27 protein-coding genes and 1 tRNA gene are annotated in these 23,040 nt (G+C 66.7%); 18 read left to right on the forward strand and 10 right to left on the reverse strand.

All coding sequences use genetic code 11. From position 1 onward, the window contains the following. Positions 1 to 37 precede the first annotated feature (37 nt). The 3 genes from AC1DGD_RS02070 to AC1DGD_RS02080 form a co-directional block, all read right to left on the reverse strand. Positions 38 to 721: an RcpC/CpaB family pilus assembly protein gene (locus tag AC1DGD_RS02070; RefSeq protein WP_476855731.1), complete on the reverse strand. Its 684-nt coding sequence runs from the start codon at positions 719 to 721 to the stop codon at positions 38 to 40. Between the two features lie 377 nt (positions 722 to 1,098). Beyond that, positions 1,099 to 1,338 carry an FmdB family zinc ribbon protein gene (locus tag AC1DGD_RS02075; protein ID WP_476855732.1) on the reverse strand — a complete coding sequence of 80 codons (240 nt, stop codon included), beginning with the start codon at positions 1,336 to 1,338 and terminating at the stop codon, positions 1,099 to 1,101. Between the two features lie 139 nt (positions 1,339 to 1,477). Continuing rightward, entirely contained in the window at positions 1,478 to 2,140 is a 663-nt protein-coding gene (locus tag AC1DGD_RS02080; RefSeq protein ID WP_230007623.1) for a 5-formyltetrahydrofolate cyclo-ligase, read from the reverse strand. 104 nt (positions 2,141 to 2,244) lie between these two features. Here AC1DGD_RS02080 and galU point away from each other — a divergent pair, with 104 nt between their 5' ends. The 9 genes from galU to AC1DGD_RS02125 all read left to right on the forward strand — a co-directional run bounded on the left by galU (position 2,245) and on the right by AC1DGD_RS02125 (position 10,539). Further along, positions 2,245 to 3,162, forward strand: coding sequence for a UTP--glucose-1-phosphate uridylyltransferase GalU (gene galU, locus AC1DGD_RS02085; protein WP_476855733.1), 918 nt, complete (start codon positions 2,245 to 2,247; stop codon positions 3,160 to 3,162). A gap of 5 nt (positions 3,163 to 3,167) precedes the next feature. Beyond that, entirely contained in the window at positions 3,168 to 3,788 is a 621-nt protein-coding gene (locus tag AC1DGD_RS02090; protein ID WP_018773754.1) for a GNAT family N-acetyltransferase, read from the forward strand. Positions 3,789 to 3,931: 143 nt separating this feature from the next. Further along, complete coding sequence (locus AC1DGD_RS02095; protein ID WP_476855786.1) at positions 3,932 to 4,930, forward strand: hypothetical protein; 999 nt, start codon at positions 3,932 to 3,934, stop codon at positions 4,928 to 4,930. Between the two features lie 108 nt (positions 4,931 to 5,038). Continuing rightward, positions 5,039 to 5,851, forward strand: a complete 813-nt coding sequence (locus tag AC1DGD_RS02100) for an SDR family oxidoreductase (RefSeq protein ID WP_476855734.1) — start codon at positions 5,039 to 5,041, stop codon at positions 5,849 to 5,851. Between the two features lie 46 nt (positions 5,852 to 5,897). Further along, a tRNA-Ala gene (locus tag AC1DGD_RS02105) sits at positions 5,898 to 5,970 on the forward strand. 668 nt (positions 5,971 to 6,638) lie between these two features. Next, the gene (locus AC1DGD_RS02110; RefSeq protein WP_476855735.1) at positions 6,639 to 6,911 is read left to right on the forward strand and encodes a hypothetical protein; all 273 of its coding nucleotides are present in this window, start codon (positions 6,639 to 6,641) and stop codon (positions 6,909 to 6,911) included. A gap of 288 nt (positions 6,912 to 7,199) precedes the next feature. Continuing rightward, positions 7,200 to 9,059 carry a hypothetical protein gene (locus AC1DGD_RS02115; RefSeq protein WP_476855736.1) on the forward strand — a complete coding sequence of 620 codons (1,860 nt, stop codon included), beginning with the start codon at positions 7,200 to 7,202 and terminating at the stop codon, positions 9,057 to 9,059. A gap of 135 nt (positions 9,060 to 9,194) precedes the next feature. Next, a complete protein-coding gene (locus AC1DGD_RS02120; protein WP_476855737.1) occupies positions 9,195 to 10,181 on the forward strand; it encodes a hypothetical protein in 987 nt (328 codons plus the stop codon). 229 nt (positions 10,182 to 10,410) lie between these two features. Continuing rightward, positions 10,411 to 10,539, forward strand: coding sequence for a hypothetical protein (locus tag AC1DGD_RS02125; RefSeq protein ID WP_476855738.1), 129 nt, complete (start codon positions 10,411 to 10,413; stop codon positions 10,537 to 10,539). A gap of 18 nt (positions 10,540 to 10,557) precedes the next feature. Here the strand turns inward: AC1DGD_RS02125 and AC1DGD_RS02130 are convergent, their stop codons facing one another. Then, positions 10,558 to 10,710 (reverse strand): hypothetical protein, encoded by a 153-nt coding sequence (locus AC1DGD_RS02130; RefSeq protein ID WP_476855739.1) that lies wholly within the window; start codon positions 10,708 to 10,710, stop codon positions 10,558 to 10,560. Positions 10,711 to 10,840: 130 nt separating this feature from the next. Next, positions 10,841 to 10,981: a hypothetical protein gene (locus AC1DGD_RS02135; RefSeq protein ID WP_476855740.1), complete on the reverse strand. Its 141-nt coding sequence runs from the start codon at positions 10,979 to 10,981 to the stop codon at positions 10,841 to 10,843. Between the two features lie 101 nt (positions 10,982 to 11,082). Between AC1DGD_RS02135 and AC1DGD_RS02140 the strand changes: the two genes are divergently transcribed. Then, positions 11,083 to 12,909: a hypothetical protein gene (locus AC1DGD_RS02140; protein WP_476855741.1), complete on the forward strand. Its 1,827-nt coding sequence runs from the start codon at positions 11,083 to 11,085 to the stop codon at positions 12,907 to 12,909. 216 nt (positions 12,910 to 13,125) lie between these two features. Next, the gene (locus AC1DGD_RS02145) at positions 13,126 to 13,755 is read left to right on the forward strand and encodes a GNAT family N-acetyltransferase (RefSeq protein ID WP_476855742.1); all 630 of its coding nucleotides are present in this window, start codon (positions 13,126 to 13,128) and stop codon (positions 13,753 to 13,755) included. Here the strand turns inward: AC1DGD_RS02145 and AC1DGD_RS02150 are convergent. Continuing rightward, positions 13,752 to 14,267: a hypothetical protein gene (locus AC1DGD_RS02150; protein ID WP_476855743.1), complete on the reverse strand. Its 516-nt coding sequence runs from the start codon at positions 14,265 to 14,267 to the stop codon at positions 13,752 to 13,754. The two genes, AC1DGD_RS02145 and AC1DGD_RS02150, sit on opposite strands and share 4 nt — an antisense overlap. Before the next feature lie 28 nt (positions 14,268 to 14,295). Here AC1DGD_RS02150 and AC1DGD_RS02155 point away from each other — a divergent pair, with 28 nt between their 5' ends. Continuing rightward, the gene (locus tag AC1DGD_RS02155) at positions 14,296 to 14,487 is read left to right on the forward strand and encodes a phosphodiester glycosidase family protein (RefSeq protein ID WP_476855744.1); all 192 of its coding nucleotides are present in this window, start codon (positions 14,296 to 14,298) and stop codon (positions 14,485 to 14,487) included. Positions 14,488 to 14,518: 31 nt separating this feature from the next. Here AC1DGD_RS02155 and AC1DGD_RS02160 read toward each other — a convergent pair whose 3' ends face one another. Beyond that, complete coding sequence (locus tag AC1DGD_RS02160) at positions 14,519 to 15,205, reverse strand: glycosyl hydrolase (protein ID WP_476855745.1); 687 nt, start codon at positions 15,203 to 15,205, stop codon at positions 14,519 to 14,521. A gap of 476 nt (positions 15,206 to 15,681) precedes the next feature. Here AC1DGD_RS02160 and AC1DGD_RS02165 point away from each other — a divergent pair, with 476 nt between their 5' ends. The 5 genes from AC1DGD_RS02165 to AC1DGD_RS02185 all read left to right on the forward strand — a co-directional run bounded on the left by AC1DGD_RS02165 (position 15,682) and on the right by AC1DGD_RS02185 (position 19,480). Next, complete coding sequence (locus AC1DGD_RS02165) at positions 15,682 to 16,050, forward strand: hypothetical protein (RefSeq protein WP_476855746.1); 369 nt, start codon at positions 15,682 to 15,684, stop codon at positions 16,048 to 16,050. A 27-nt stretch (positions 16,051 to 16,077) separates the two neighbouring features. Next, complete coding sequence (locus AC1DGD_RS02170; RefSeq protein ID WP_018773763.1) at positions 16,078 to 16,548, forward strand: GatB/YqeY domain-containing protein; 471 nt, start codon at positions 16,078 to 16,080, stop codon at positions 16,546 to 16,548. After that, positions 16,545 to 18,137: an ABC-F family ATP-binding cassette domain-containing protein gene (locus AC1DGD_RS02175; protein WP_476850316.1), complete on the forward strand. Its 1,593-nt coding sequence runs from the start codon at positions 16,545 to 16,547 to the stop codon at positions 18,135 to 18,137. Before AC1DGD_RS02170 ends, AC1DGD_RS02175 begins: the two co-directional genes overlap by 4 nt. 166 nt (positions 18,138 to 18,303) lie before the next feature. Beyond that, positions 18,304 to 18,999, forward strand: coding sequence for a hypothetical protein (locus AC1DGD_RS02180; protein ID WP_476855747.1), 696 nt, complete (start codon positions 18,304 to 18,306; stop codon positions 18,997 to 18,999). Between the two features lie 157 nt (positions 19,000 to 19,156). Further along, on the forward strand, positions 19,157 to 19,480 hold the full coding sequence (locus tag AC1DGD_RS02185; protein WP_476850318.1) for a hypothetical protein: 324 nt from the start codon (positions 19,157 to 19,159) through the stop codon (positions 19,478 to 19,480). On the opposite strand, the gene corA is transcribed toward AC1DGD_RS02185, so the two are convergent. Then, the gene (gene corA, locus AC1DGD_RS02190; RefSeq protein ID WP_230009012.1) at positions 19,477 to 20,472 is read right to left on the reverse strand and encodes a magnesium/cobalt transporter CorA; all 996 of its coding nucleotides are present in this window, start codon (positions 20,470 to 20,472) and stop codon (positions 19,477 to 19,479) included. The genes AC1DGD_RS02185 and corA overlap by 4 nt on opposite strands. Before the next feature lie 7 nt (positions 20,473 to 20,479). After that, complete coding sequence (locus AC1DGD_RS02195; RefSeq protein ID WP_476850369.1) at positions 20,480 to 21,019, reverse strand: Lrp/AsnC family transcriptional regulator; 540 nt, start codon at positions 21,017 to 21,019, stop codon at positions 20,480 to 20,482. 177 nt (positions 21,020 to 21,196) lie between these two features. Here AC1DGD_RS02195 and AC1DGD_RS02200 point away from each other — a divergent pair, with 177 nt between their 5' ends. Beyond that, positions 21,197 to 22,435 (forward strand): MFS transporter, encoded by a 1,239-nt coding sequence (locus AC1DGD_RS02200; RefSeq protein ID WP_476850319.1) that lies wholly within the window; start codon positions 21,197 to 21,199, stop codon positions 22,433 to 22,435. Positions 22,436 to 22,483: 48 nt separating this feature from the next. Here the strand turns inward: AC1DGD_RS02200 and AC1DGD_RS02205 are convergent, their stop codons facing one another. After that, positions 22,484 to 22,981 (reverse strand): Lrp/AsnC family transcriptional regulator, encoded by a 498-nt coding sequence (locus tag AC1DGD_RS02205; protein WP_018773770.1) that lies wholly within the window; start codon positions 22,979 to 22,981, stop codon positions 22,484 to 22,486. Between the last annotated feature and the right edge of the window lie 59 nt (positions 22,982 to 23,040).

Raw genomic sequence — 23,040 nt, forward strand, 5'->3', positions numbered from 1 at the left:
CCACTGGCCCGGCGGAAACGCCCTGCTGGCTGGACAGCTAGCCCGGCGGTGAAGCCACAAGCACGAAAAACAATTTGCCCTGGGTAGACGCGCCCGCCAGCCTACGGGCCTGGTCGGCCGTCGCTGCCACCACCACCAGCCCGTCAGTCTCCGCAGTGGCGGGCCAGGAGCCGGCTTTGCCGCCCTGCGTCGACGTCCAGAGCACTGGTACGGCTTCGGCCAGGATTTGGCTTTCGCCGGGTTGTTCCATGCCGTTGCCGGCAGTGAGCACCACGTTGACGAGCTGCCCGGGGGAGACCAGCTGGATGGAGGCCGGATCTGCCATCCTCAGCGGCACGGCCGCAGAGCCTCGCGGGCTTCCGGCGAGCAGGCCCGGTCCCAGGATCTGGGCGTCGGTGAGGAGCTGGCCCTGGCGCAACGGTGCGGCGAGCTGTTTTCCCACGAACGCGGTCTCGCTGCCGGGGCTGCCCGCAGGAATAAGGCCGGGTGGCACGCTGATCCTACTGAGATCGCCGGGTTCCAGGGACTTTCCAGCGGGCAGATCGGCCGCGGCGGCGAAGGCTGCGACAGTGTCAGTGGGCGCTGGAGCCAGTTGCTGAACTGTCAGTCCGGCGGGGATGCAGAACAGGAGGGCCGCGATAAGCCGCCGGTTCCGGTTCAGCCAGCCGCGCAGGCGGCGCCACGACGGACGGCCGCGGGGCGGACGCCGGCGGGGTTTCACGGGACCGATCCGGCTCCGGAACGGAAGGCCTGCGGCGGAAAACGTGGCGGCAGGAAGGCTCGTTGGACGGATACCGGTACGGGACCAGCGGCCGGGGCCAGCTTCAGGCATTGCGGCGCGGAAAGGCCTGAATAAAGGCGTGGAAGACGGCACAGGCGCCGCCGGGGCAGCCGTCTTGAACGAAGGCGGGGAAACCGCGGTGAGGAAAAGTTCCATGCCGCCACGCTACGGATCTGCGCAGAGCGGCGGCAGCTGCGGAACGTCCTATGTGGACAACGGCAACAGCGGCAACGGCAACAGCGGACAGGGATTCAGGCAGTGCCCAGAATCAGCCGGCCGTAGCCCAGCCGGTGGCCGGCGCCAACCCGGCAGGTGCCTTAGCTGGCCGCGGCGGCGGGCGCGGGAGCTGCAGGAGCCGGGGAAACCGTGCTGCCCTTGGTGTCGCGCGAATCGGTCCGGTAGAAGCCGGAGCCCTTGAACACTACGCCGACGCTGTTGAACTTCTTGCGCAGCGTGCCCTGGCACTCGGGGCAGGACGTCAAGGAGTTGTCGCTGAACGACTGCACGATCTCGAAGGCGTGGCTGCAGTCCTTGCAGGCGTATGCATACGTGGGCACTGGAAATCCTCCTCAGGGGCAAACGAGCAGGTCCCGTGCTGCGGAGTCCGGATCACCGCCGATATGTCTATCGACCTGTTCCGTCCTTAGCAGTCGCAGGGCCTGAGTGCCAATTCTATCACCTTGGCGGGACCCCGGATCAGGCGGGCCGGGATCGGCCGAGGCGGACGATCCCGCCCGGGGTCAGCGCCGTGTCGACTTTCCGGTCGAACGACTCCGCGGGGATGCTGCCTGCGGGCAACACCTCCGTGTCATAGACGACGGCGGCAGTCGGCAACGCGACAGCGTCGGCCGCAGCGTCGGCCGCCCCGGCGTCCGCCCCGCCGGACGCGGAGGACATAGCAGCCAGGGCGGCAAGGAACTTGTCGTAGTAGCCGCCGCCTTGCCCGATTCGGTTGCCCGAGAAATCCACCGCGGTGGCCGGCAGGAAGATTGCGGTGGCGTCCCGCATGACTTCGGTTCCGTGGCGCTCTCCGACAGGCTCCTGGATGGGCGCGTACCGGCTGCGGACAAACCCGGACTGGGGAGTCCAGTACACCCAGCTGAGCTCGATGTCGGGTTCGCAAACGGGCAGCAGCACCCGGTGCCCGGCCTCGACCAGGGCAGTCAGCAGTGGCAGTGTGGGCGGTTCGGCACCCACCCCGAGGTACGCCGCGAAGGTGCCCTGGCGGCCGCGGCCAAGCCCGGAGGCCCAAGCGAGCCCGTGGCTGGCGATGCCCGCCGCGGCGGTGTCCTGTGCGGCCAGCGGGAGTGCGGAACGCGCCGCCCTGTGGCTGGAGCGAATTTCCTCTTTTGACGCCATCTTGGCCCGTCCTCTGCCTTTTGCGGCCGCGCTGCACCGGGGGGCCCGGCAGGCGGTTCGCATAATGATTACGCAATGATTGGTCCCTCCGTTAGATTAGTCGTGTGAATACACCCATCGCTTCCGTCCGCAAGGCCGTTATCCCCGCCGCGGGCCTTGGTACCAGGTTTCTCCCGGCCACAAAGGCCATGCCCAAGGAAATGCTGCCTGTCGTTGACAAGCCGGCCATCCAGTACGTCGTCGAGGAGGCCGTGAATGTCGGCCTGAACGACATCCTGATGATCACTGGCCGCAACAAGCGGGCGTTGGAGGACCACTTCGACCGCGTCCCCGCGCTGGAGTCCACCCTGGAGGCGAAGGGTGACACTGCGAAGCTCGAATCCATCCAGGCCGCCAGCAACCTCGGTGACATCCACTACGTCCGCCAGGGCGATCCCATGGGCCTCGGCCACGCCGTCCTCCGGGCCAAGCAGCACGTCGGGCATGAGCCGTTCGCCGTCCTCCTGGGAGATGACCTCATTGACGCCCGCGATGAGCTCCTCAGCACCATGATCGAGGTCCAGGCCAAGACCGGCGGGTCAGTGGTCGCCCTGATCGAGGTGGACCCGTCCCAGATCAGTGCCTACGGCTGCGCGGACGTCGAGGCAATCGGCGGTGAGGACTACGTCCGCATCAACCAGCTCGTGGAGAAGCCCGATGTCGCGGACGCCCCGTCCAACCTGGCCGTGATTGGCCGCTACGTGTTGCACCCGGCCGTCTTTGAAGTGCTGGAGCGCACCGCGCCCGGCCGCGGCGGGGAAATCCAGCTCACGGACGCCCTGCAGGAACTCTCGGCCGGCACCGGCGAGGGCTACGGCGTGTACGGCGTCATCTTCCGCGGCCGCCGCTACGACACCGGCGACAAGCTCAGCTACCTCAAGGCCTGTGTCCAGCTCGCCTGCGACAGTGAGGACCTCGGCCCGGGCCTGCGCGAATGGCTGCCCGGCTTCGCGTCCAGCCTGGCCCCCAGCCTCGCCAAATAACTCCCGTGGGGGGCAGCTTCACCTGGCCGGTGACCTTGGAGAGCGGCGAAATCGTGTTGCGCCCGATCCGGTACCGGGACCGCAAGGAGTGGACAGCGCTCAGGTCCCGCAACTGCGAGTGGCTGGCCCCCTGGGAGGCATCGAACCCGGTCCCCGGCGGCGGCCTGCCGGACTACCGGCAGATGGTGCGCTCGCTCAAGGCCCAGGCCGCGCAGGCCACGGCCCTGCCGTTCGTCATCGCGGAATGGACACCAGGCCATCAGGCGCCGGTGATCGTGGGGCAGCTGACGGTGTCCTCGATCGTCTGGGGATCGGCCATGATGGCGACGCTTGGCTATTGGGTCGACAAGGAACGGGCCGGCCGGGGGATCGCCCCGACCGCCGTGGCCATGGCGACCGACTATTGCTTCGGCACCCTTGGCCTGCACCGCATGGAGATCAACATCAGGCCGGAGAACGCGCCGAGCCTGCGCGTGGTGGAAAAACTCGGGTTTCGTGACGAGGGATTCCGGCCCAGGTTCCTGCACATCAACGGTGAATGGGCAGACCACCGGACCTTCGCGCTCACGGCTGAGGAAGTGCCGGAAGGCCTCCTCGCGCGGTGGCTGAGAACCCGCCAGTCCTGAGGCCCATGAGAGCCGCCTGACCAGCCAAGACGCCCCGACGCCGGCCAGTCGCCGCTGCGCGCGCGACACACCCCTGACAATGCGGGGCAGCACCCCATATACCTCATACGGTTTTGAGTGTGGACTTCCCTCTTAGCAGCTCTGTGATCCTTGTCATTGCTGTTGCGCTCTGGATCGTGTGGGTGGCGCCTTACGTTCTCCGGAACGGACGCCACCAGCTGCAGCCTGCAGGCGAATTCCTGGCGGATGTCATTGACATGGAACCAGCAGATCCACATGCGGGGAAGGTTATGAAAATGGCGGCGCAGCAGGAGAAACCCATGATCAGCACACAGCGCGCAGACCCGGCCGGCGGCACACCTGGGCCTGGGGCGGGCAACGCGGCGACCCCTCGGGCGAATCCGATTGCGCAGTCGGGCTCCCCGGCATTCCGGATTCGTTGGGGGCGGCTGGTGCTGGCGGTAGCCGGGCTCCTGGCTCTCCTCACGGCAGTGGTGTCCGGAGCCCTTCGACTTTTCGGCATCGGTTCAGGCTGGCTGCCGGTGACCGCCCTCCTGGGCGCCTTCGCCGCAGTGGCGCTGCTTCGTCGTCTTGCCGTCCGCGATCGCCGGCGGAAGATGAACGCTGCATTCCGTGCAGCCATGGGCAGCCCGGAACGCACCCCTGCGCGGCCGTCGGTGCCCGAACAGACACCCTCCCTTCCCGACGGACGTCCCGCTGCCCGGCCGGAAAGCCCGCTCTTCGACGCCGAAGCGGGCCGCGACACGCCCGAGCCCGCGCCGAAGCCGCTGACCGCACTGGAACTCCGCCAGGCCGCCCTCGCTGAAGCCGTCGCCTCTGGGGATGCCTCGGCGGCCATGGCAGCCGACGCAGGTGCAGTAGCGGAGGGCACGAGTTGGGAGCCCGTCGAGGTTCCCAAGCCCACCTACGTCGAAGCCCCGAAGGCCGAACGTGCGGCCCCAATGCCCCTTGACCTTCCCGAGACGCCGAAGGCCGTAGGGAAACCGTCTCTCAAGCAGGCCTCGGCGCGACCGGCAGCGTCCGATCCGCAGACCGCCGACGATTCTGAGACTAAGCAGCTCAGCAAGGCCCAGAGCGCCTTGAGCAACCTTGATGATGTCCTCCAGCGGCGCCGCGCCTGATCGGCCCCGTCCTTCCGGAGATTACCCCGGGCAGCCAGCGATGGCGGCCCGGGGTTCTTCATTTCCCCGCAGCGTCGCCGGCGGGCTTCGCTGCGGTAGCCTCGGGTCATGACAAGGATCTGCGTTGCCGGTGGAACCGGGCAAGTGGGCCGAGAAGTGGTGCGCCTGGCCGTCGACGCCGGGCACGCCGTGGCCGTCCTCAGCCGCAACCCGCCGGGGGCCGGCGCCGCCGGCAACATCCCGGGCGCGGAGTACTTCCGCGCGGACGTCACGACGGGAGAGGGGATAGCGGCCGCCCTGGCCGGCGCCGACGTCGTGATCGATTGCCTGGAAGGGCGCGCCGGGAAGGCGCGCAAGAACTTCGCCGACGGCGGTGCGCGGCTTCTGGCCGCTGCACAGGACGCGGGAACGGCCAGGGCCGTCATGCTGTCCATCGTGAACTGCGATCGCAGCAACTCCTCCTTCTACCGGTCGAAAGCTGCCAAAGAACACGCCTACGAGCTGTCCGGACTCGAGACCGTGGTGGTCCGGGCCACCCAGTTCCACTCGTTGCTCGCGATGATGTTCGACGCCGGCTCAAAGCTGCGGATCATCCCCGTGGTCAGAGGTGCCCGGTTCCAGCCGGTATCGCCGGCCGACGCAGCCGCGGTTCTGCTGGAGACCGCCCTTGAACCGGCGCCCGTTCCAGCCGCGGGCCCGCGGCACCGGGTACTGAACCTCGGCGGCCCCGAATCCAAAGACATGGTCGACTTTGCCCGGGAATGGCAGCGGGCCACCCGCGCAAAGGGTCAACTCGTGCGCTTCCCACTGCCCGGCGCGATGGGCCGCTACCTGCGCGAGGGGTTGAACCTGGTGCCGGAGGCGCGACACGGCACCGAGACTTTCCGGGGCTGGCTGGAAAACAGCGCAGATAGTTTGTAGCCTAGGGACACCGGCAACGCCGTTCCGTCAGGACCGGCGTTGCTTCGGGGCTATAGCTCAGTTGGTAGAGCGCTTCGTTCGCATCGAAGAGGTCAGGAGTTCGAATCTCCTTAGCTCCACAGATTTCAAGGGTTTTTGAACCTTTGAGTGCTCGAATAAATACTTTGATAACACTTTGCTTCAGAACCTTGCTCAGCCGGGGCTATACATTTCTGTGTCATGCGCTCAGTGTAGTGAGGACCAGCACGATCTCTTAGGATTTCCGACGCTGAGCAAGCCGCGGATGTGGACAGGGGAAGGCGTGAGCATACGGCAGCGTTTGTACCCCGACGATGCCGGAACGACAGGCCCGGATAGGAATCATACGCCGGGTAGCCTGACCGTCCGGGATTTTCGACGAGGTATTCCCTAGCCCAACGTTCGGCCACATCGTAGGAGACCGTAAGACCGCCAATCGTCAGTGTCAGCATGGAGCCACCCTAGCGACGGCACGCTGAAGAACTCTTGTTGGCGCGCTGCCAACCCAGGCCTTAGATGATTTCGTCCATGGCAGGGCCATGTCCTGATTTGACGAAGCGTAGGGCTGGTCGGCGTCGGTGAAAGGGGCCACGAAGAGGCTCGGGACGGGTTTTCCGTCCGGCCCGACGACCTTTCCGGTGATGATGGAATCGTAGGCTAGCGCCTGGGCCGGTGCCGCTCCGGCGACAAGAGCAAGATCTCCGTCAAGGTCACCTCCACGATCGAAGGCAAGATCCTGACGACCCAGACGATCAACACCCCGACGAAAGTGGCCGCTGCGCCCCTGGTTGCGGCCACCCCGACGATTTCCGGCACCCTGAAGCCCGGCAACGTCCTGGCCGTCAAGCGCGGCACCTGGACCTGGGGCACTGCCTTCACGTACCACTGGCTCCGCAACGGCGTCCCGATTCCCGGGGCCACGGATTCGACCTACAAAGTCCGGACCGCCGACAAGGGGACCAGGATCACGGTCCGGGTTACCGGCTCGCGCCTCGGCTACACCACGGTCACCAAAACGAGTGGCGCCTACGCCGTCCGCTGACACGTCGGTGCTACTTGCCGGCGGGGACGGAGAGGCCGGGCTAGCTGTACCCGTGGTGGAGGACGGCGCGCAGCTGGGCGTTGCGGGTGCCGACCCGGCTGGTCTTCCCGGTCTTGTGGTGCCGGCTGTCTGGTCGGCGTGGACACCGGCGGCCTCGGTGCCGACGCTGCATTCGCGGACGGCTGGAGATCGCCGCTGTCATTCAGTGCTCAATCATCGCGTCATCGGGCCGATAGGCACTACGATCTGCTATGGGGCCGGGGAGCCGGCTAAAAGACTGGGGGAAAATTGAACACGAAGACCATCCGTCTCGGAGCCGCCGGGGCACTCATCGCCCTGTCCCTGGCCGGGTTTGCCGTTCCGACGCACGCCGCAACCGAAGCGTCTTGCGGTCCCATCGTTGATTCGGTCAAGATCTGCACGTCGCCGGACGGGACGCGGTATCCCGTGCTGCTCAACAGCGCGGCCTCCGGCCCCCGGCCCACTGTCGACGGAGCCCTGTTGGTAGGTAACACCCTGAGCGTTTTTGACGGCGCCTGGGACCCCTCGGACGCGAGGCTCACGCACCAGTGGGTGCGCAACGACGTTCCCATCCTCGGCGCTGCGGGCACCAATTACACGCCCACCAGGGCGGACATCGGCAAGTACGTCCGAGTCAAGACCACAGCGACGGCACCGGGCTATGCCACGACAACCATGTGGTCCCTCAAGACCGCGGCTGTCACGAGCGCCGCCGGCGCCGTTCCGTCGGTCAAGGCGCCGGCGACCGTAGGGGTCAGCCGGCGCGACAGCGACACGGACGCGCCCAACCCCATCCTGGACGCCGCCCCCGGCATCTGGGCTGGTGCCCCGGGCATCAGGTTCCGTTACCAGTGGCTCCGGGACGGTACGGCCATCCCTGGCGGCACCGCGGCATCGTTCAACACGACCGGCGAGGGAAAAGCCCTGTTCAGCGTCAGAATTACCGGTTACGCCGCGGGCTACGATCCGGCCACCCTGACCTCCGCCGGGGTAGCCATCTCACCCTGGAACCCGACACCCGGTGCCGTGGTCACGGGGAGCACCGGGCTCGGGGATGTCCTCACCGGAGTTGATGACGTTCCCTGGATCGACTTCAACGGCCGGGGCGAGACGGACTACGCGCACGACTATCAGTGGCTGCGTGACGGTGCGGCAATCCCTGGCGCCACCGATCTGACCTACACGATAACCGCCGAGGACCAGGGGCACACCCTGGTCCTGTTCACCGACACGGACACATTCGATGCATACTCCAACGCGGTGGTTGTTCCGGCTGCTGAGGTGCCGTCGGTCCCGGACGTTGAGCTGAAGCCGCTGACGAACGTCACCAAACCGGTCCTGACCGGAACCGGCGTGGCAGGCACTCCGATGACCGTAACGGCCGGCACCTGGTCCGAGCCAGCCAACAAACTGACCGTCACCTACTACTGGCAGTCCCCAGACGGGAAGGTCTCAGCCACCGGCCCGACGTTTACCCCAAACATGACCCAGCTCGGGGCGACCGTCACGCTTATAGCGACCGCCACGGCTCCCGGCTACGAAACCGCCTGGGCAAAGGTCACCGCGCCCAAACCCGTGACCGCACCTGACCCGACCCAGACCAAAGCCCCCGCTATCCGCGGCACCGCGACCGTGAGGCAGAAGCTCACCGTCTCCGCGGGATCGTGGTCCGGCTATGCCCTGGGGCTGACCGAGACCCGCCAGTGGCTGCGTGACGGTACCCCGATCGCCGGCGCCAAAGGCCGCGACTACACCCTGGTGGGAGCAGACTTCGGCAAGAAAATCTCAGTCAAGGTCACCTCCACCCTGGGCGGCAGGATCCTGAAGACCCAGACGACCGATGCCACGGCGAAAGTGGCCGCGGCGGTCCTGGTTTCGGCCACGCCGACGATCGCCGGCACCACCAAGGTGGGGAATGTGGTGACCCTGAAGCGGGGCACCTGGACCTGGGGCACCGCCTTCAAGTACCGCTGGTTGCGCAACGGCGTTCCGATCTCCGAAGCCACGGATTCGACTTACAAGGTCCGGACCGCCGACCGGGATAAGAGGATCACCGTCCGGGTCACCGGCTCTCGGCTCGGCTACACGACAGTCTCCCAGACCAGCGGAGCGTACTTCGCCCGCTGATCGCAGGCCTTGCCCAGGCGTGAGGCAAGGGATCCTGGCATCACCGGACGCCTTTCCTCGGAGTGTTCTTATTCCGGGCAGGGGGCTACCATCAACGACAGTGGCCGGGGATCCGGCTCAAAGACTGGGGGAAAATTGAACAAGAAGATCATCCGCCTCGGCATCGCCGGGGCATTCGCTGCGCTCTCGATGACCGGCCTCGCTGTCCCGGCCCATGCCGATGACATATCCCAACCTGCCCCGCCCGTCACGACCTACCCCAAGGCGCCAGCCGGGCCTGCGGCCGCGGACGTGGAGCTGAAGCCGCTGTCGAACGTCACCGAGCCGGTCGTTACCGGGACCTTCATCACCGGCTCTGTGATGAAGGTTACGGCCGGAACCTGGTCGGAACCGACCGGCAATCTGACGGTCACCTACAGCTGGTTCTCCCCGGACGGGAAGGTGCTGGCCAGCGGCCCGAGGTTCACGCCAGGCGTGTCCGAGGTCGGTGCGACCGTCACAGTCCTCGTGACGGCCACAGCCCCGGGCTACGACACCGCCGAGGTGCGGGTCACGGCACCCAAGCCCGTGACCCTGCGTGACCCGGCCCAAACCAGACCGCCTTACATCCAAGGCACGCCGACCGTGGGGAAAGCCCTGACCGTCGTCCCCGGCCTCTGGGCACGTAATGAAATGAACGTGGTGCGTGAATCCTACCTATGGCTGCGCGACGGCGTGACGATCTCCGGGGCCACTGGCCGCCACTACACGCCTGTGGGTGCCGACTTGGGCAAGAAGATCGACATCTGGGTCACCTCGACGCTGAATGGCAGGATCTTGAAGACCCAAGGGGCCTTCTCTTCGGCGAAGGTGGCTGCCGGGACCCTGACTTCGTCCACGCCGACGATCGCCGGCACCGTCAAGGCCGGGAACGTCCTGACCGTGAAGCGGGGCACCTGGACCTTGGACTCGTCCTTCAAATACCGCTGGCTGCGCAACGGCGTCCCGATCTCGGGAGCCTGGTATTCGACCTACAAGGTCCGGACCGCCGACAGGGGCACCAAGCTCACCGTCAGCGTCACCGGTTCCAAGATCGGCTACAAGACCGTCACCACGACCAGCAGCGTGTATTCCGCCGGCTAATCCGGGAGCATCCTTGACCGAGCCTTTGCGGTTGGGGCATTCTCGCTTTGTAGCCTGTCAGTCACGGTGGTCCCGTGAGTCTGACGCAGCGTATGTTCCTCGACGAGGACCAGGCCCAGTTCACTGTCCTCCCGTCGGTATCCGTCCGGTGACTCCGCCGACCTGACGACCATCGGCGTGGCCTGGGGAGTGCCAACTGCCCGCACATAGGATCGGGGCATGAAAATAGATGCCGCGGCCGCTCCCGGTCACGCAGCTGGAGGGCCAGCCGAGCATCAATGACGTCCTGCTCGAGCTCGGCCAGGCGCGGGTGGTGCACCCTGCGCCGGGCACTGCCCACGAGCTGCACTTCTTCTAGCAAGCGAATACGTGCCGCTCAGGCAACGGCCCGGGCGACGATCCTGCTCATCAGGCCCAGGTATGCTGCGCCGATCCGCTCCACCGTGGCGCGCGCGTCGGCGTCGTCCACCCAGCCGAAGAGTGAGCCGCCAGCGTCGCGGACAGCAACGGCCAGCTCCCCGTAGCGCATGCCAAGGACAGGCGTCCGGCCGGTGGGGGGGCCTTCATGCCGGCCCGGAGGGTGGCGACCTCAGCTTTGAACCACGGCTACTGATTCGGACTGGCGGTGCAGGCGAGCATCACGAGCGACCGCATTGGAATTAACCCGATTCAATGGCGAGCTGAGGGCCAAACGCGAGGTAGTCAGGGCAGGCGGTCGCCTGCATGAAGCCGGCCCAGCGCTGGTCCTGGACTCCGGCTGCGTTGACCGCATACCCGTGACCAGTGGCGAGCTGCGACATCGCTTCAGGCCCCTGACCTGCGCAATCATTGTGGAACTGGTGCCTAAGCACTATGCTCGGCGACGGGGGAGCCGGGAACCGGCTAAAAGACTGGGGGAAAATTGAACAAGAAGACCATCCGCCTCGGCATGGCCGGGGCACTCGCTGCGCTCTCGCTTGCGGGCCTCGCCGTTCCGGCGCAGGCCGATGAGGAAATGTGGGCCACTCCGAACTCAGACTCCTGCGGCCCGGTGGTCGACTCAGTCAGGTTCTGCACGGCGCCGGACGGGCATCCGTACCCGGTGCAGGTCAACGGCGGTGCCGTCGCCGGCACGCAGCCCGGCATCAGCGGGGCCCTCCAGGTCGGCAGCACCCTGACCGTTGTTGACGGTGACTGGGACCCCGCCGCCGCGAAGCTCACGCATCAGTGGCTGCGCAACGATGTGCCGGTCCTGGGCGCCACCGGCCCCACGTATCTGCTCACCACGGCGGACCTCGGCAAGGGCATCCGGGTCAAGACCACGGCGGCAGCGCCGAGCTATGCAAAGACGACCCTGCAGTCCACCAAAACCGCCCCTGTCACGAACGCCGGCGGCACCGTCGCGTCTGTCGTGTATGCGGGGTATGTTGGTATCTATTCATTTAACACCCACCCGGATAGGCCCAGCCGCCTCGTGTCCGGTGGGGCGACTTTTAAGGGCGCTCCGGTCATCCACGAGCAGTTCCAGTGGTTCTGCGACGGCAAGCCTATCCCGGGTGCCACCGCGGAAATGTTCGACCCGAGGGGCTGCCGTTCAACGGGGCTATTCAGCGTCAGGGTCACGGGTCACGCGCCCGGGTTCAAGCCGGCCACCGTGACCTCTAAACAGCGAAAGGTTTCTGACTTCGATCCAGCCCCCGGCGCCGTGGTCACCGGCGGCACCGGCCTGGGGGACGTCCTCACCGCCGCTGATGATGTTCCCTGGACTTCCAGCCCGCGCCCGCACACCTACCAGTGGCTGCGCGACGGCGTCGCGATTTCCGGAACCACCGCGCTGACCTACAAGATCACGGCCAAGGACCAGGGCCACACCCTTGTCCTGGAGTCCGGCATTTGGTACGACACCCACATCTACTCCAACCCGGTCGCCGTGCCGGCGGCCGGGGAGCTGAAGCAGCTGACGAACGTCACCAAGCCGGTCGTGACCGGGGACGCCGTGACCGGCTCTGTGATGAAGGTTTCGGCCGGCACCTGGTCCGCACCGGCCGACAAGCTGACATTCACCTACAACTGGCTCTCCTCGGCCGGGAAGGAACCGGCCAGCGGCCCGACGTTCACCCCGGACACGCCCCAAGTTGGCAAGACCCTCACCGTCGTCGTGACCGCGTCCGCCCCCGGCTACGAGACCGCCTGGGTACAAGTCACCGCACCCAAGCCCGTGACCGTGCGTGAGTCGACGCGGGCCATCAGCGGGACCCTGACCGTCGGGTCGAAGGTGACTTTGACTCCCGACCCCTGGTATGACCGGGCGGGGATCACCTCGGACGTAATGTGGCTGCGCGACGGCGCCCCGATCGCCGGGGCCTACGGCTGGAGTTACGTCCTGACGAAGGCCGACGCCGGCACGAAGCTCTCGATCAACGTGAACCCGACTGTCTCGGGCGGCAAGGGCCAGACGCTCAACGCTTCGTCGAGGGTGGCGGGGTTGCCCCTGACGTCGGCCACACCGACGATTGCAGGCACCGTCACGGCCGGGAACGTCCTGACCGTGAAGCGGGGCACCTGGACCTGGGGCACCGCCTTCACGTACCGCTGGCTGCGCAACGGCGTCCCGATCTCAGGAGCCACAGAGTCGACCTACAAGGTCCGGACCGCCGACAACGGCACCAAGCTCACCGTCCGCGTCACCGGCTCACGGTTCGGCTACACCACCGTGTCGCGGACCAGCGGAGCGTACCTCGTCCGCTGACCAACGGCTTTCCCGGGCCCGCCGCATGCCCGCGTGGTCCGGGAGGCCAGGCTAGCCCGTCCCGGCTCCACACTGGCCTTACATGCTGCTGGCCTGACGTACTCGTAATCCGACACGACCCCGGTCGGCTCGCCTGTAGGCCTCCGGCCGGATCGTCCATGTATGCTCCAGGGCGACGCCAGGGCGCACGCTCACGCCCGCAAGACGAGGAGCAAAGTGACTGCCGCAGAGATCGGGACCCGGCCGACGTCGAACGTCACCTTGCACGTCGGTCCACCGGGGCCCGCCGTGGCCCGCGAGACCGCAGCGCTGCTCAACGAATCCCTCGGCTTCGGTTTCATCCAGCCGTCGGCTCTGGCGCAACTCACAGTCGAAGGCGGTGGAGTCCTCTTCCGCGCCCGCGGCCGGGACGGCGGGCTCCTGGGCGCGGCAACCGCCCGCGTCCTGGACCAAGCGTCCCACGCCGTACTGCAGGACCGCCTGCGTCTCACCGGGGTCGATGCCGGCCTGGGCGGGCGTCGGGTCGGGGAGCTGAAGTCCATCGTCGTCGCGCCCGCAGCCAGGGGGACGGGCGTCGGCTCGACCATGCTCGCGGCCAGCCTGGACTTTCTGAAGGCCCGCGGCTGCCGCGATGTCGTGTCCGCGTCCTGGGTCTCGGCCGATCCTGAGCACTCTTCCCTGGGGATGCTGGAACGGGCCGGTTTTGCGCAGGTGGCGACGATCCCCTGCTTCTGGGCGGACGACCAACAGGCAGCCGGCTACCTCTGCCCCCTCTGCGGCGCCGGGTGCGTCTGCGTGGCCGTCATCCTGGTGCTCCCACTCGGAGGCAGGGCCAGCCGCGGCTAGAGCGCTTCCTTGGCCAGGGCCGCAGCGCCGGGAGGGGTTGTGCGGCCGAGCCGGTCGTCCAGTCTGACGCGCAGCCTGGCGCCGGCGACCAGAACCCGGTGATGCGAGAGGGCCGCCGAGCCGGTAACTTGCGCAGCGACGTTCTGCCCGCTGCCTGTGCTTTCACCGGCCCCGTACACGGACTCCCACGCGATGTCCAGAAGCTCAAGCTCCTCGTTGCGGGCCAACTCGCTGCGGGCGAGCACATCCAGCGCTGCCAACCCCAGGGCTTTGCTGTCCCCGTCCTCGCCCAGGGCACGGTCCAGCGCCCATTGGGTCCGTTTCCACCACTCGGCCCGGTCGTCGGCGACGGCCTTCTGGCGCAGAGTCCGCCAGGCCATGAACGCTCCCACGGCTGCCGCTACAAGTACAGCAACAGGGGCAAGCGCGGCAACGATCTGCCACCACTCGGCCGGACCCGCGTGGAGGAGGACTTCAACCGGAACCGGAGACGGGGCAGGTGTTGGCGGCATGCGACCAGCCTAAGCCGCGGCCCGGACAGTGAGGGATGCGGACGTCGCAGCGTCACGGGGCATGGTCCAGGCGATCAACCTGGACGGCGGCGGCTCAACAACAGCTGTTGCCGGAAGAACCGTCCTGAATGTTCCTTCGGGCGGTGCGGAACGGCCCGTCGGCGACGCGCTCCCCGTGTTGCCAACCCGCAAGGATGAGCCGGACAGCACGGACAAGTAGCGGCAGGTCTCTCTCCGAGTCTGACGGGAAGTCACAGCGAAGCGTACAGCCGGCCGAGTGAGGTCAGCCGGCCGTTCGTCTGATAGAGGGCAGACGGGCCCATGGCGGGGTCACCAGGATCCCTGGATTTCCAGGCAAACCGTTCGACGAAGGGCATCATGCGCATGCCGGCTACCGCAGCCTGCATGAAGTACGCGGTCTCGCGGGTCGTGTACTTGGAGGGGCGTGCCGGGGTTGCCTGCCAGTCCGCAACGGCAAATTCGGTAACCCAGACCGGCCTCCCATATCTGTGATGCAAGTACCAGACTCTTGCGAGGAAACTCTCTGGGTTCGGCGAGCCGTAGTGATGCATCGTCATGAAATCGATGCGGAGGTTCGCCTGCCGCGCCCTGGCCATGAAGTCGTCCAGCCACGGGCTCCTGACACCGACCGTGGCCGGAGATCCCAGACGCAGGCCGGTGGATTGAAGGTGGGGCCACAACCGGATGGCCTCATCAACGGACATGCTGGCCTGGCCTGGGTGGTCCGGCTCGTTGAAAGCGAGGAGGTGTTTAGTCCTCGTCTGGGGAAGTTGCCTGGCCACGTCGCCAAGGGCGTCCTTTCTGAGCAGAGAATTCGCGCTCCACACCATCGGGACAAAGGCCGGGTTGGTCGTGACGGTATACGCGGATCCCCAGGAGTAGTACCAGCTGGCGTTGAGACTCCGGATTTGTCTCAATGCCAGCGCATCATCTCCGCCGTGGGCTGCGCCTTTGAGAGCCCGGGAGGCAGAGATGGCCGTACGGGCAAGGGATGGTCTGGAGGGGGCCGGAACCGGCCCGGGGGGTGTGGCAGCGGAACTGGCCCCGGCCGCAGCCAGGGCAGCTGCCATTGCGGTGAGAAAAGTCCGGCGATCCATGGATTCCTTCTTCCGAAGCGAAGCGGGCCGATACCAATCCTCAACCGGATGTGACGAGAGTCACGCTACGCTAGTCTCTCTCCATTTGGAACAGCCGCAACGTGTCGCACTACCGGAGACCCCTGGTGCGGGCAAAAAGAGTTTTCATGAGATGGTGTGAACCTGCGTGAACGGCGCCGTGGCCGCGCCGGCGCAGCAATCCGCGCGGCAAGACCATCGTGCAATCCAGTGGCAAGGCAGCCGAATCCAGCGCAGGCATCCAAGACAGACATCCAGCGCAGACAAGGCCACCACCGATGAAGAACACCACCCCGATCGCCCTGGCCCTGCTGTCTGTTCTGCTGACCGCGGCCTGCTCCGCCTCCCCGAGCCCCGAGCCGTCCGCCGGGACCCCTGCGGCGGGCCTGCCGACGTCGCTGCCCAAGCCTGACCCGGCCCAGCAGGAAGCCCTCCTGGCCGCGCTGGCCAAGATCAACCCCCGCCTGCCAGACGACCAGGCAATCGACAAGGCCCGCCGCCTGTGCGGCCGACTGCTGGGGCAATCGACGGCGGACCAGCTCATCGCTGCCGCAAAGACGGAGTTCAGCGGGGACGTCCCCGCCCTCCCGGACGAAGACGCCCAGCGGATCATCTCGGCGATCGGGGCCAACGGGTTCTGCCGCTAGCCTTGTTAACAACACGAGGAGAACTATATGACCACCCTGAAAGAACGCCTGCACGCCGACGTCGTGAGCCACATGAAGGACCGCAACAAGGTTGCCCTGACCACCGTGCGCAACGTCCTGGGCGAGATCGAGACCCGGGAGAAATCGGGCAAGACGCCAATCGTGCTGGACGACGCACAGGTGACCGCACTCCTGCAAAAGGAAGCCGCCAAGCGCCGCGACACGGCCCGCATCTACACCGAGGCCGGCGAAGCCGAGCGCGCCGCGGCCGAGATCGCCGAGGCCGAGGTGATCGAGGCCTACCTGCCCAAGCCACTGACCGCGGCGGAAGTCGAGACGATCGTGGACGAGGCCATCGCGGCGCTCAAGGCCGACGGCGTCGAGCTGTCCATGCGTCAGCTGGGGGCAGTGATGAAGCCCGTCACCGCCACGGTGGCCGGACGTTTTGACGGCAAGGCCGTCAGCGAAATCGTCCGCAACCGTCTCGCGCAGCAGTGAGCCTGGTCCGGCTGCACGACGTCAGCGTCCGCTTCGACAACACACAGATCCTCCGCGAGGCGTTCTTCCGTCTGGAGCCCGGGGACCGGGTGGGCCTGATCGGCAAGAACGGCTCCGGGAAGACCTCCATCCTCAAGCTCGTCCTGGACCAGGTCTCCCCGGACACCGGAACGGTCACCGTGGAGCAGGGAACCAGGGTGGGGTACTTCTCCCAGTTTTCCGAGCTCGACGGCGAGGCAACCATCCTTGCGGTCCTTGACGGACTGTTTGTCGAGATCAAGGCTGCCGAGGCCGAGCTGGCAGCCATCGACGCCGCCATTGCGGCTGACCCCGCCGAGGCGGAGCTGGACCGGCTGATCCGGCGCCAGGCCGAGCTGTTCGAGGACATGGACCGCCTCGACGGATGGGATTACAAGCGGCGCATCGACACGGTCCTGACCACTCTGGGGTTCAGCGACGCCCACCGCACGTGCGCGATCGACGAACTCTCCGGCGGGTGGCGCAACCGCGCCGCCCTGGCCAAGATCCTGTTGGAGGGCCCGGACGTCCTGCTGCTGGATGAACCCACCAACTACCTCGACGTGGCCGGTGTCGAATGGCTCGAAAACTGGTTCCGCGACTACCGCGGCGCCGCGATCATCGTCTCGCACGACAGGAAGTTCCTCGACGCGGTGGTCACCCGGATCATCGAAGTGGAAAACTTCCACCTGCACGAGTACCCCGGCAACTTCGCCGAGTACGTGGTCCAGAAGCAGTTCCGGCTCAAGACGCTCGAGGCCCAGTTCGTCCATGAGTCCGAGCTACTGGCTTTTGAGGCGGAGGGCATCGCCGACCGCCGGGAGGCCGCCAAGGCCGCCAGCCGCGGGTTGGGGAACCAGCTGGCCAAGATCAAGAAAGCGCGGACACCACGTCCCGTGGACCAGATCGTCACCGAGATCTACGGCGGGCTGCACGTGAAGGATGTCCTCTGCAGGGTCGAAGGACTGGGCAAGTCCTATGGCGACAAGGTCTTGTTCGAAGACCTGAGCTTTGAGATCCGCCGCGGCAACAGGATTGTGGTCCTGGGCTCCAACGGCAGCGGCAAGTCCACGCTGCTGAAAGTGCTGACCGGGGAGGAACCGGCGGATTCCGGTGAAGTGGTCTGGGCGAAGGGGCCGGGTTTTGTTTCCTACAACAAAATGCTGGAAGAGCTCGACGACGCCGACACCGTTTCGCACGCGGTGAACGCGCTGCCGGACAGCCTGGCCTTCAGCGCCACGAAGAAGTCCGTCAACAGGTTCCTCGCCATGTTCCAGTTCTCCGAAGCCGACCTCAAACAGAAGATCGGGAACCTCTCCGGCGGACAGAAAGCCCGCGTCGCCATGGCCCAGTGCCTGCTGTCCGGGGCCTCGGTGTTGCTGCTGGATGAGCCCACCAACCACCTGGACATGTCCAGTACCCAGGTGATGGAGCGGGCACTGCTCCACTTCCCCGGCGCGGTCGTCGTGGTCAGCCACGACCGCTTCTTCACCGAAAAGATCGCCACCCGTCAGCTGGTCTTCGGCACCGACGGCGCAGAACCCGGCGAGGTCGACGTACGGGCGGCCTAAGGACGTGGTGATTGCCCCGAGGCTCAGTGTTTGCTCAACATTGGCTCAGGATGTGGCCTGAGCGGCTAAAGGGCCGACAAGTGGTCGTTTCCGAGCGGTAGTGTGGCGCTGGCTGCCGACCGGGGGGACGGCAGCGGTCTCTTATCCGCTTTGAAAGGAATCTCCCGTGGCAGGAATCATCGGCTGGCTCAGTGCTCTGAGCACCACAGGCAAGGCAGTAGTAGTGGCCTCCGTCGTCGTCACTGGCGGCGCCGGCGCAGCGGCGGCCACCGCGACCACCAATCTCCCGGCTGACCCGACGTCAACCATGACGGCGACCGGCACCGAAACCTCTGAGCCGGCCGGGTCGGCCGGGTCGGCCGGGTCGGAGACTCCGGTAGTGGGCGACCAGGAAGCCGCCGATCACGAATCGTCTGAATCGTCTGAACCGGGCGATCCGGCTGAATCGTCTGAACCGGGCGATCCGGCTGAGTCGGATGACCAGGAGGCGGACGATCAGGGCACAGAGGCGGACGCGGACGATCAGAACGCGGACGATCAGGGTGCGGAAGAGGTCGCGGACGACCAGAACGCGGACGACCAGAACGCGGACGACCATGGCGCGGAAGAGGTCGCGGACGCTCAGGAGCCTGCTGCCCCGGCTCCGGCCCCCGCTGCTCCGGCCCCGGCGCCCGCCGGAGACGATGCGAAGGATTCGGCCGACGCGCCGGTAGCCGACGCGTCCCACGCATCGAACGGCAACAGCGGATGGGCACACCAGAACGCCGCTGAACACCGCGCCGCTCCGGCCGGTCTTGAAAGCGATCACGCCGCCAAGAACAGCAAGCGCGGCGACTCGGGCGGGCACGGCCACAGCAAGTAGCCCAATCGGCATGCAATGACGGGGCCCGGACCACTGGTCCTGGCCCCGTGTCGTGACGGCACGAAAATGTTTCAGCGCGAAAGTGTTTCAGCGCGAAAGTGTCCAACGGTTCGGTCTCAGGGGCGCGGCGTTTCCGGGCCCGCGGGATAATGGAACCATGACCAATCAGCAGCAGGACCGCGACCCGTGGGAGGAGTTCGACAAGCTCCAGCCCGCCGGTCCGGACCGGGTTGCCGGGTACCCCGGTGGGAAACCGCAGGGCTTCGGCTTCCGCACGGGCGTCCGCAGCGCCAGGGTAGCCCTCGGATTTGCCGTCTACTCCCTGGCGCTGGGGAGCATTCTGGTCCTCACCGGGGCCATCGTTTTCATCGGCAGCGGAAAGTGGCTGCTGCTCGGGCTGATGGTGCTGATCGAGGTCGTGTTCGTCCTGGCGTTCCGACGGCTCATGGTCCAGGTCCGGAACCGCCGCGCCGCTGGCTAGAGCCAGCCTTTCTTCTTGAAGATGGCGTACATCAGCGCCGCCGTGCCGGCCATGAGCGTGATTGCCATCGGGTAGCCAAGCGTCCAGTGCAGCTCCGGCATGTTGTCGAAGTTCATGCCATACAGTCCGGCCACAAATGTCGGCGCGAAGAAGATCGCGGCCCACGACGAGATCTTCTTGACCTGCTCGTTTTGTTCCGCGCTGGCCTCGTTCTGGCGGTTGGCGGTCAGGGTTCCGTCCAGGGTGAGCGCATTCTGCAGCAGGTCACGGAACGAATCGGCGCGGGAAATCAGCCGCTCCACGTGGTCCTCGACGTCGCGCAGGCTGTGCTGCAGTTCGATGTCCACCCGGTACTTCTCGAAGCCCCGGCGGAGCTGTTGCATCATTGCCGGGAGCGGGTGGATGGCGCGCTGGAAATGGATGACTTCACGGGCGAGCTCGTAGATCCGCCGGGACACCAGGGGGTCGCCGCTGAAGAGCTGGTCCTCGATCTCGTCGATGTCGTTTTCCAGCCCGGCTACCACGGGACCGTAGTCATCCACCACCTGGTCCATGAGCGCGTACAGGACGGCCTCGGGCCCGTGGCGCAGCAGATCGGGCCGGCCCTCCATCCGGCGCCTGACCTGGCCCACGACTTTCGTCTCGGCGTGCCGGACGGTGACCACGAAGTTGCGCCCCGTGAAGACGTGGAGCTCGCCGAACTCCACGGTTTCGGTCTCGTCCAGGTACCTGGCGGGGCGGAGCACAGTGAACAGGTTGTCGTCGTAGCGTTCCAGTTTGGGGCGCTGATGGGCAGAGATCGCGTCCTCCACCGCCAGCCCGTGCAGGTTGAATTCTGCCGCCACGGCCGCCATTTCCTCAGTGGTCGGCCGGTACAGGCCGATCCAGGCCATGCCCCCGTGCTCGGTCAGGGTCTCAAAAGTCTGCTCGAGGTTCCGCGGCTCGGCGCTGCGGATGCCGTCAACGTAGACGGCGTTGTCGATGATAGTCACCGGGACATTATCCTTTGTCCACCTGGAATTCGGCGGACCCGGCCCGCCGCGACGCGGACCGGCCGGGGGCGAGCGCGTTGCCTTGGGCGAGCCGGCTGATCAGCGGCTCGGTCCGGTACGGGATATGGGTGTGCAGCGCCAGGACGGTCTCGGTGCGGATGACGCCTTTGATCCGAAGGATCGACCGGAGGGCCGCCTGGAGATTGTGCGTATCCGTCGCCACCACCCGGCACCAGACGTCGCCGCGCCCGGAGATCTCGTGGACTTCCAGAACCTGGGCGATCAGCCGCAGGGCCCCCACGACGCCGTCGAGTTCCCGGTGGTTGACCTCGATCGTCACGAAGGCGACGACGTCGTACCCTACCGCCTCCAGATCGATTTCACGGCCGCCGTCGTGCAGCACACCGGAGCGCAGCATGCGCCGCACGCGCGACTGGGCGGTGTTCCGGGCGATGCCCAGGGCGTCACTGAGCTCGCCGATCTGGATCCGCGGATCCCGGATCAGCTCCAGCAGGATCTTCAGGTCGGTGGGGTCCAGACTGTTCAAATCATCACTCCGGTTCACTTGAGCAGTCTGAGAATGACTGTTTTGCTCAATTTTGGCACAGAACTTGGCCATCCAGATCATTGGTATTGCATTCTTTAGGTACCAATCTTTTCGACCGGGCCGTCGGTGTTCCCCACAGGGAACGCATGCGGCCCGATTTCATGCAAGGGCACGGCCATGACAGTCTTTAGCGAACTCCGCATGCGCCCGGCCACAGCTGACCGCTGGGGCTGGGACGCTTCCACCACCGCACGGCTCGTGATGGCCGGGGTTGTGATCTTTACGCTGCTGGTCGGCGCGAATCTTGCGACGCCGCTGTACCCGCTGTTGCAGGCAAAACTTGGAATCACGGCGCTCGATGTCACGGTGGCGTTCTCGGCCTACGTCCTGGCCCTCGTGGCCACACTCGTCCTGGCCGGCCACTGGTCCGATCACATCGGCCGCCGCGCCGCCCTCGTACTGGCAGTGCTGGTGGGCCTGGCCGGCGGCTTTGTCTTCGCCACCGCGGGCAACCTCGTGGCGCTCTCCGCCGGGCGCGCCCTGCAGGGCGTCGCCGTAGCGCTCGCCACCGGGGCCAGCTCGGCTGCCCTGCGCGAGCTGCTGCCCAGCCGGCCGGAGTGGGCCTCACGGTTCACGCTCCTGGCCTCCGCCGGCGGGGTGGCGGCCGGCCCCGCAATCGGCGGAATGCTGTCCCTCCTGCCGGGCCCGACGTCGACGCCGTACTACCTGCACTCCATCGTCCTCGCCGCCGTGCTGGTGCCCTTGTACCTGCTCAAGGCCCGGCCTGCCATCAGCCTGCATGCCGGTCCCCAGACCCTGCGGGTCCTGGCACCGCGGCGACCCTCGGTCTCCAGCGACGCGCGCGGCGCCTTCTGGCTGGCGTCGTCTGTGGGCTTCCTGAGCTTCACCGTTTTTGGTTTCTGCCTCTCGCTCGCACCCGGCTATTTCGCCCAGATTGTCCACGCCGATTCGCGGCCGCTGATCGGCCTGCTGGCAGGGCTGACGCTGGGGTCCTCAGCCCTGAGCCAGCTGCTGGCCATCCGGGGACGATTTGCCGTGTCCGCCGGCCTGGCCGTCCTGGGCGTCTCCGTCCTGCTGATCGCCGCGGCCGCCGCCTGGAGCAGCCCGTGGCTGCTGATTCTGGCCAGCATCACTGCCGGCGTGGGGCAGGGCGTGGCCTTCCGGACCGTGTTCAATGACGTTGCCGGCAGGGTGGAGGCCGCGCGGCACGCCCAGATCATCAGCACCGTCTATGTGATCACGTACCTTGGCAGCGCCTTCCCGGTGATCGGGTTGGGGCTCGCAGCCGGGATCGTCGGGCTGCAGAGCGCCGTCGCCGGTTTCGTCACGGTGTGCGCCGCCGCCGCGCTGACGCTGGCGGCCGTTACGCTGCGAAGCGCACTGCGCCGGGGCTAACTGCGCAGGGTCTAATTGCGCCGGCCCTAACTGCGTCGGCCGGGCCCGTTAGGGCAGCGGGCCGTGGTTGCCCTGGATGTGGTCGAAGACCAGCGTGGTTTCGGTGTGGCCCACCACGGGGTCGGTGGCCAGGTTGTCCAGAACCCAGTCCCGGAGGTCCTCGGTGGTGGCGACGGCGATGTGCAGCAGGTAGTCCACTGACCCGGACGTGTGGAAGGTCGAGAGCACTGCCGGCAGTTTGGGCACCCGGGCAGTGAAACGGTCGATCTGCTCGCGGTCATGGGCCCGGAGCCGAACCGCAATGAGGGCCTGGACCGAACGCCCGATCGCGGACAGGCTCAGATTGGCCTCAAAGCCCTCGATGATGCCGCGCTCGGACAGGGCGCGGGTGCGCATCAGCGCGGTCGACGGCGCGATCCCCACGAGCTCTGCCAGCTGTTTGTTCGAGATGCGGGCGTCCGCGACGAGGGCAGCGAGCAGGCGCTCGTCGATCGCGTCCAGCGGCTCGCTGGCTCCCGGCCGAACATTCTTCGCGGTGCTGCTCACGGATCCTCCTAGTAGTGTTCTCCGTTCATCATAAACGGCGTTATCCGACAGTTCCATTC

The sequence above is a fragment of the Arthrobacter sp. 05T45 genome, from assembly GCF_056395875.1.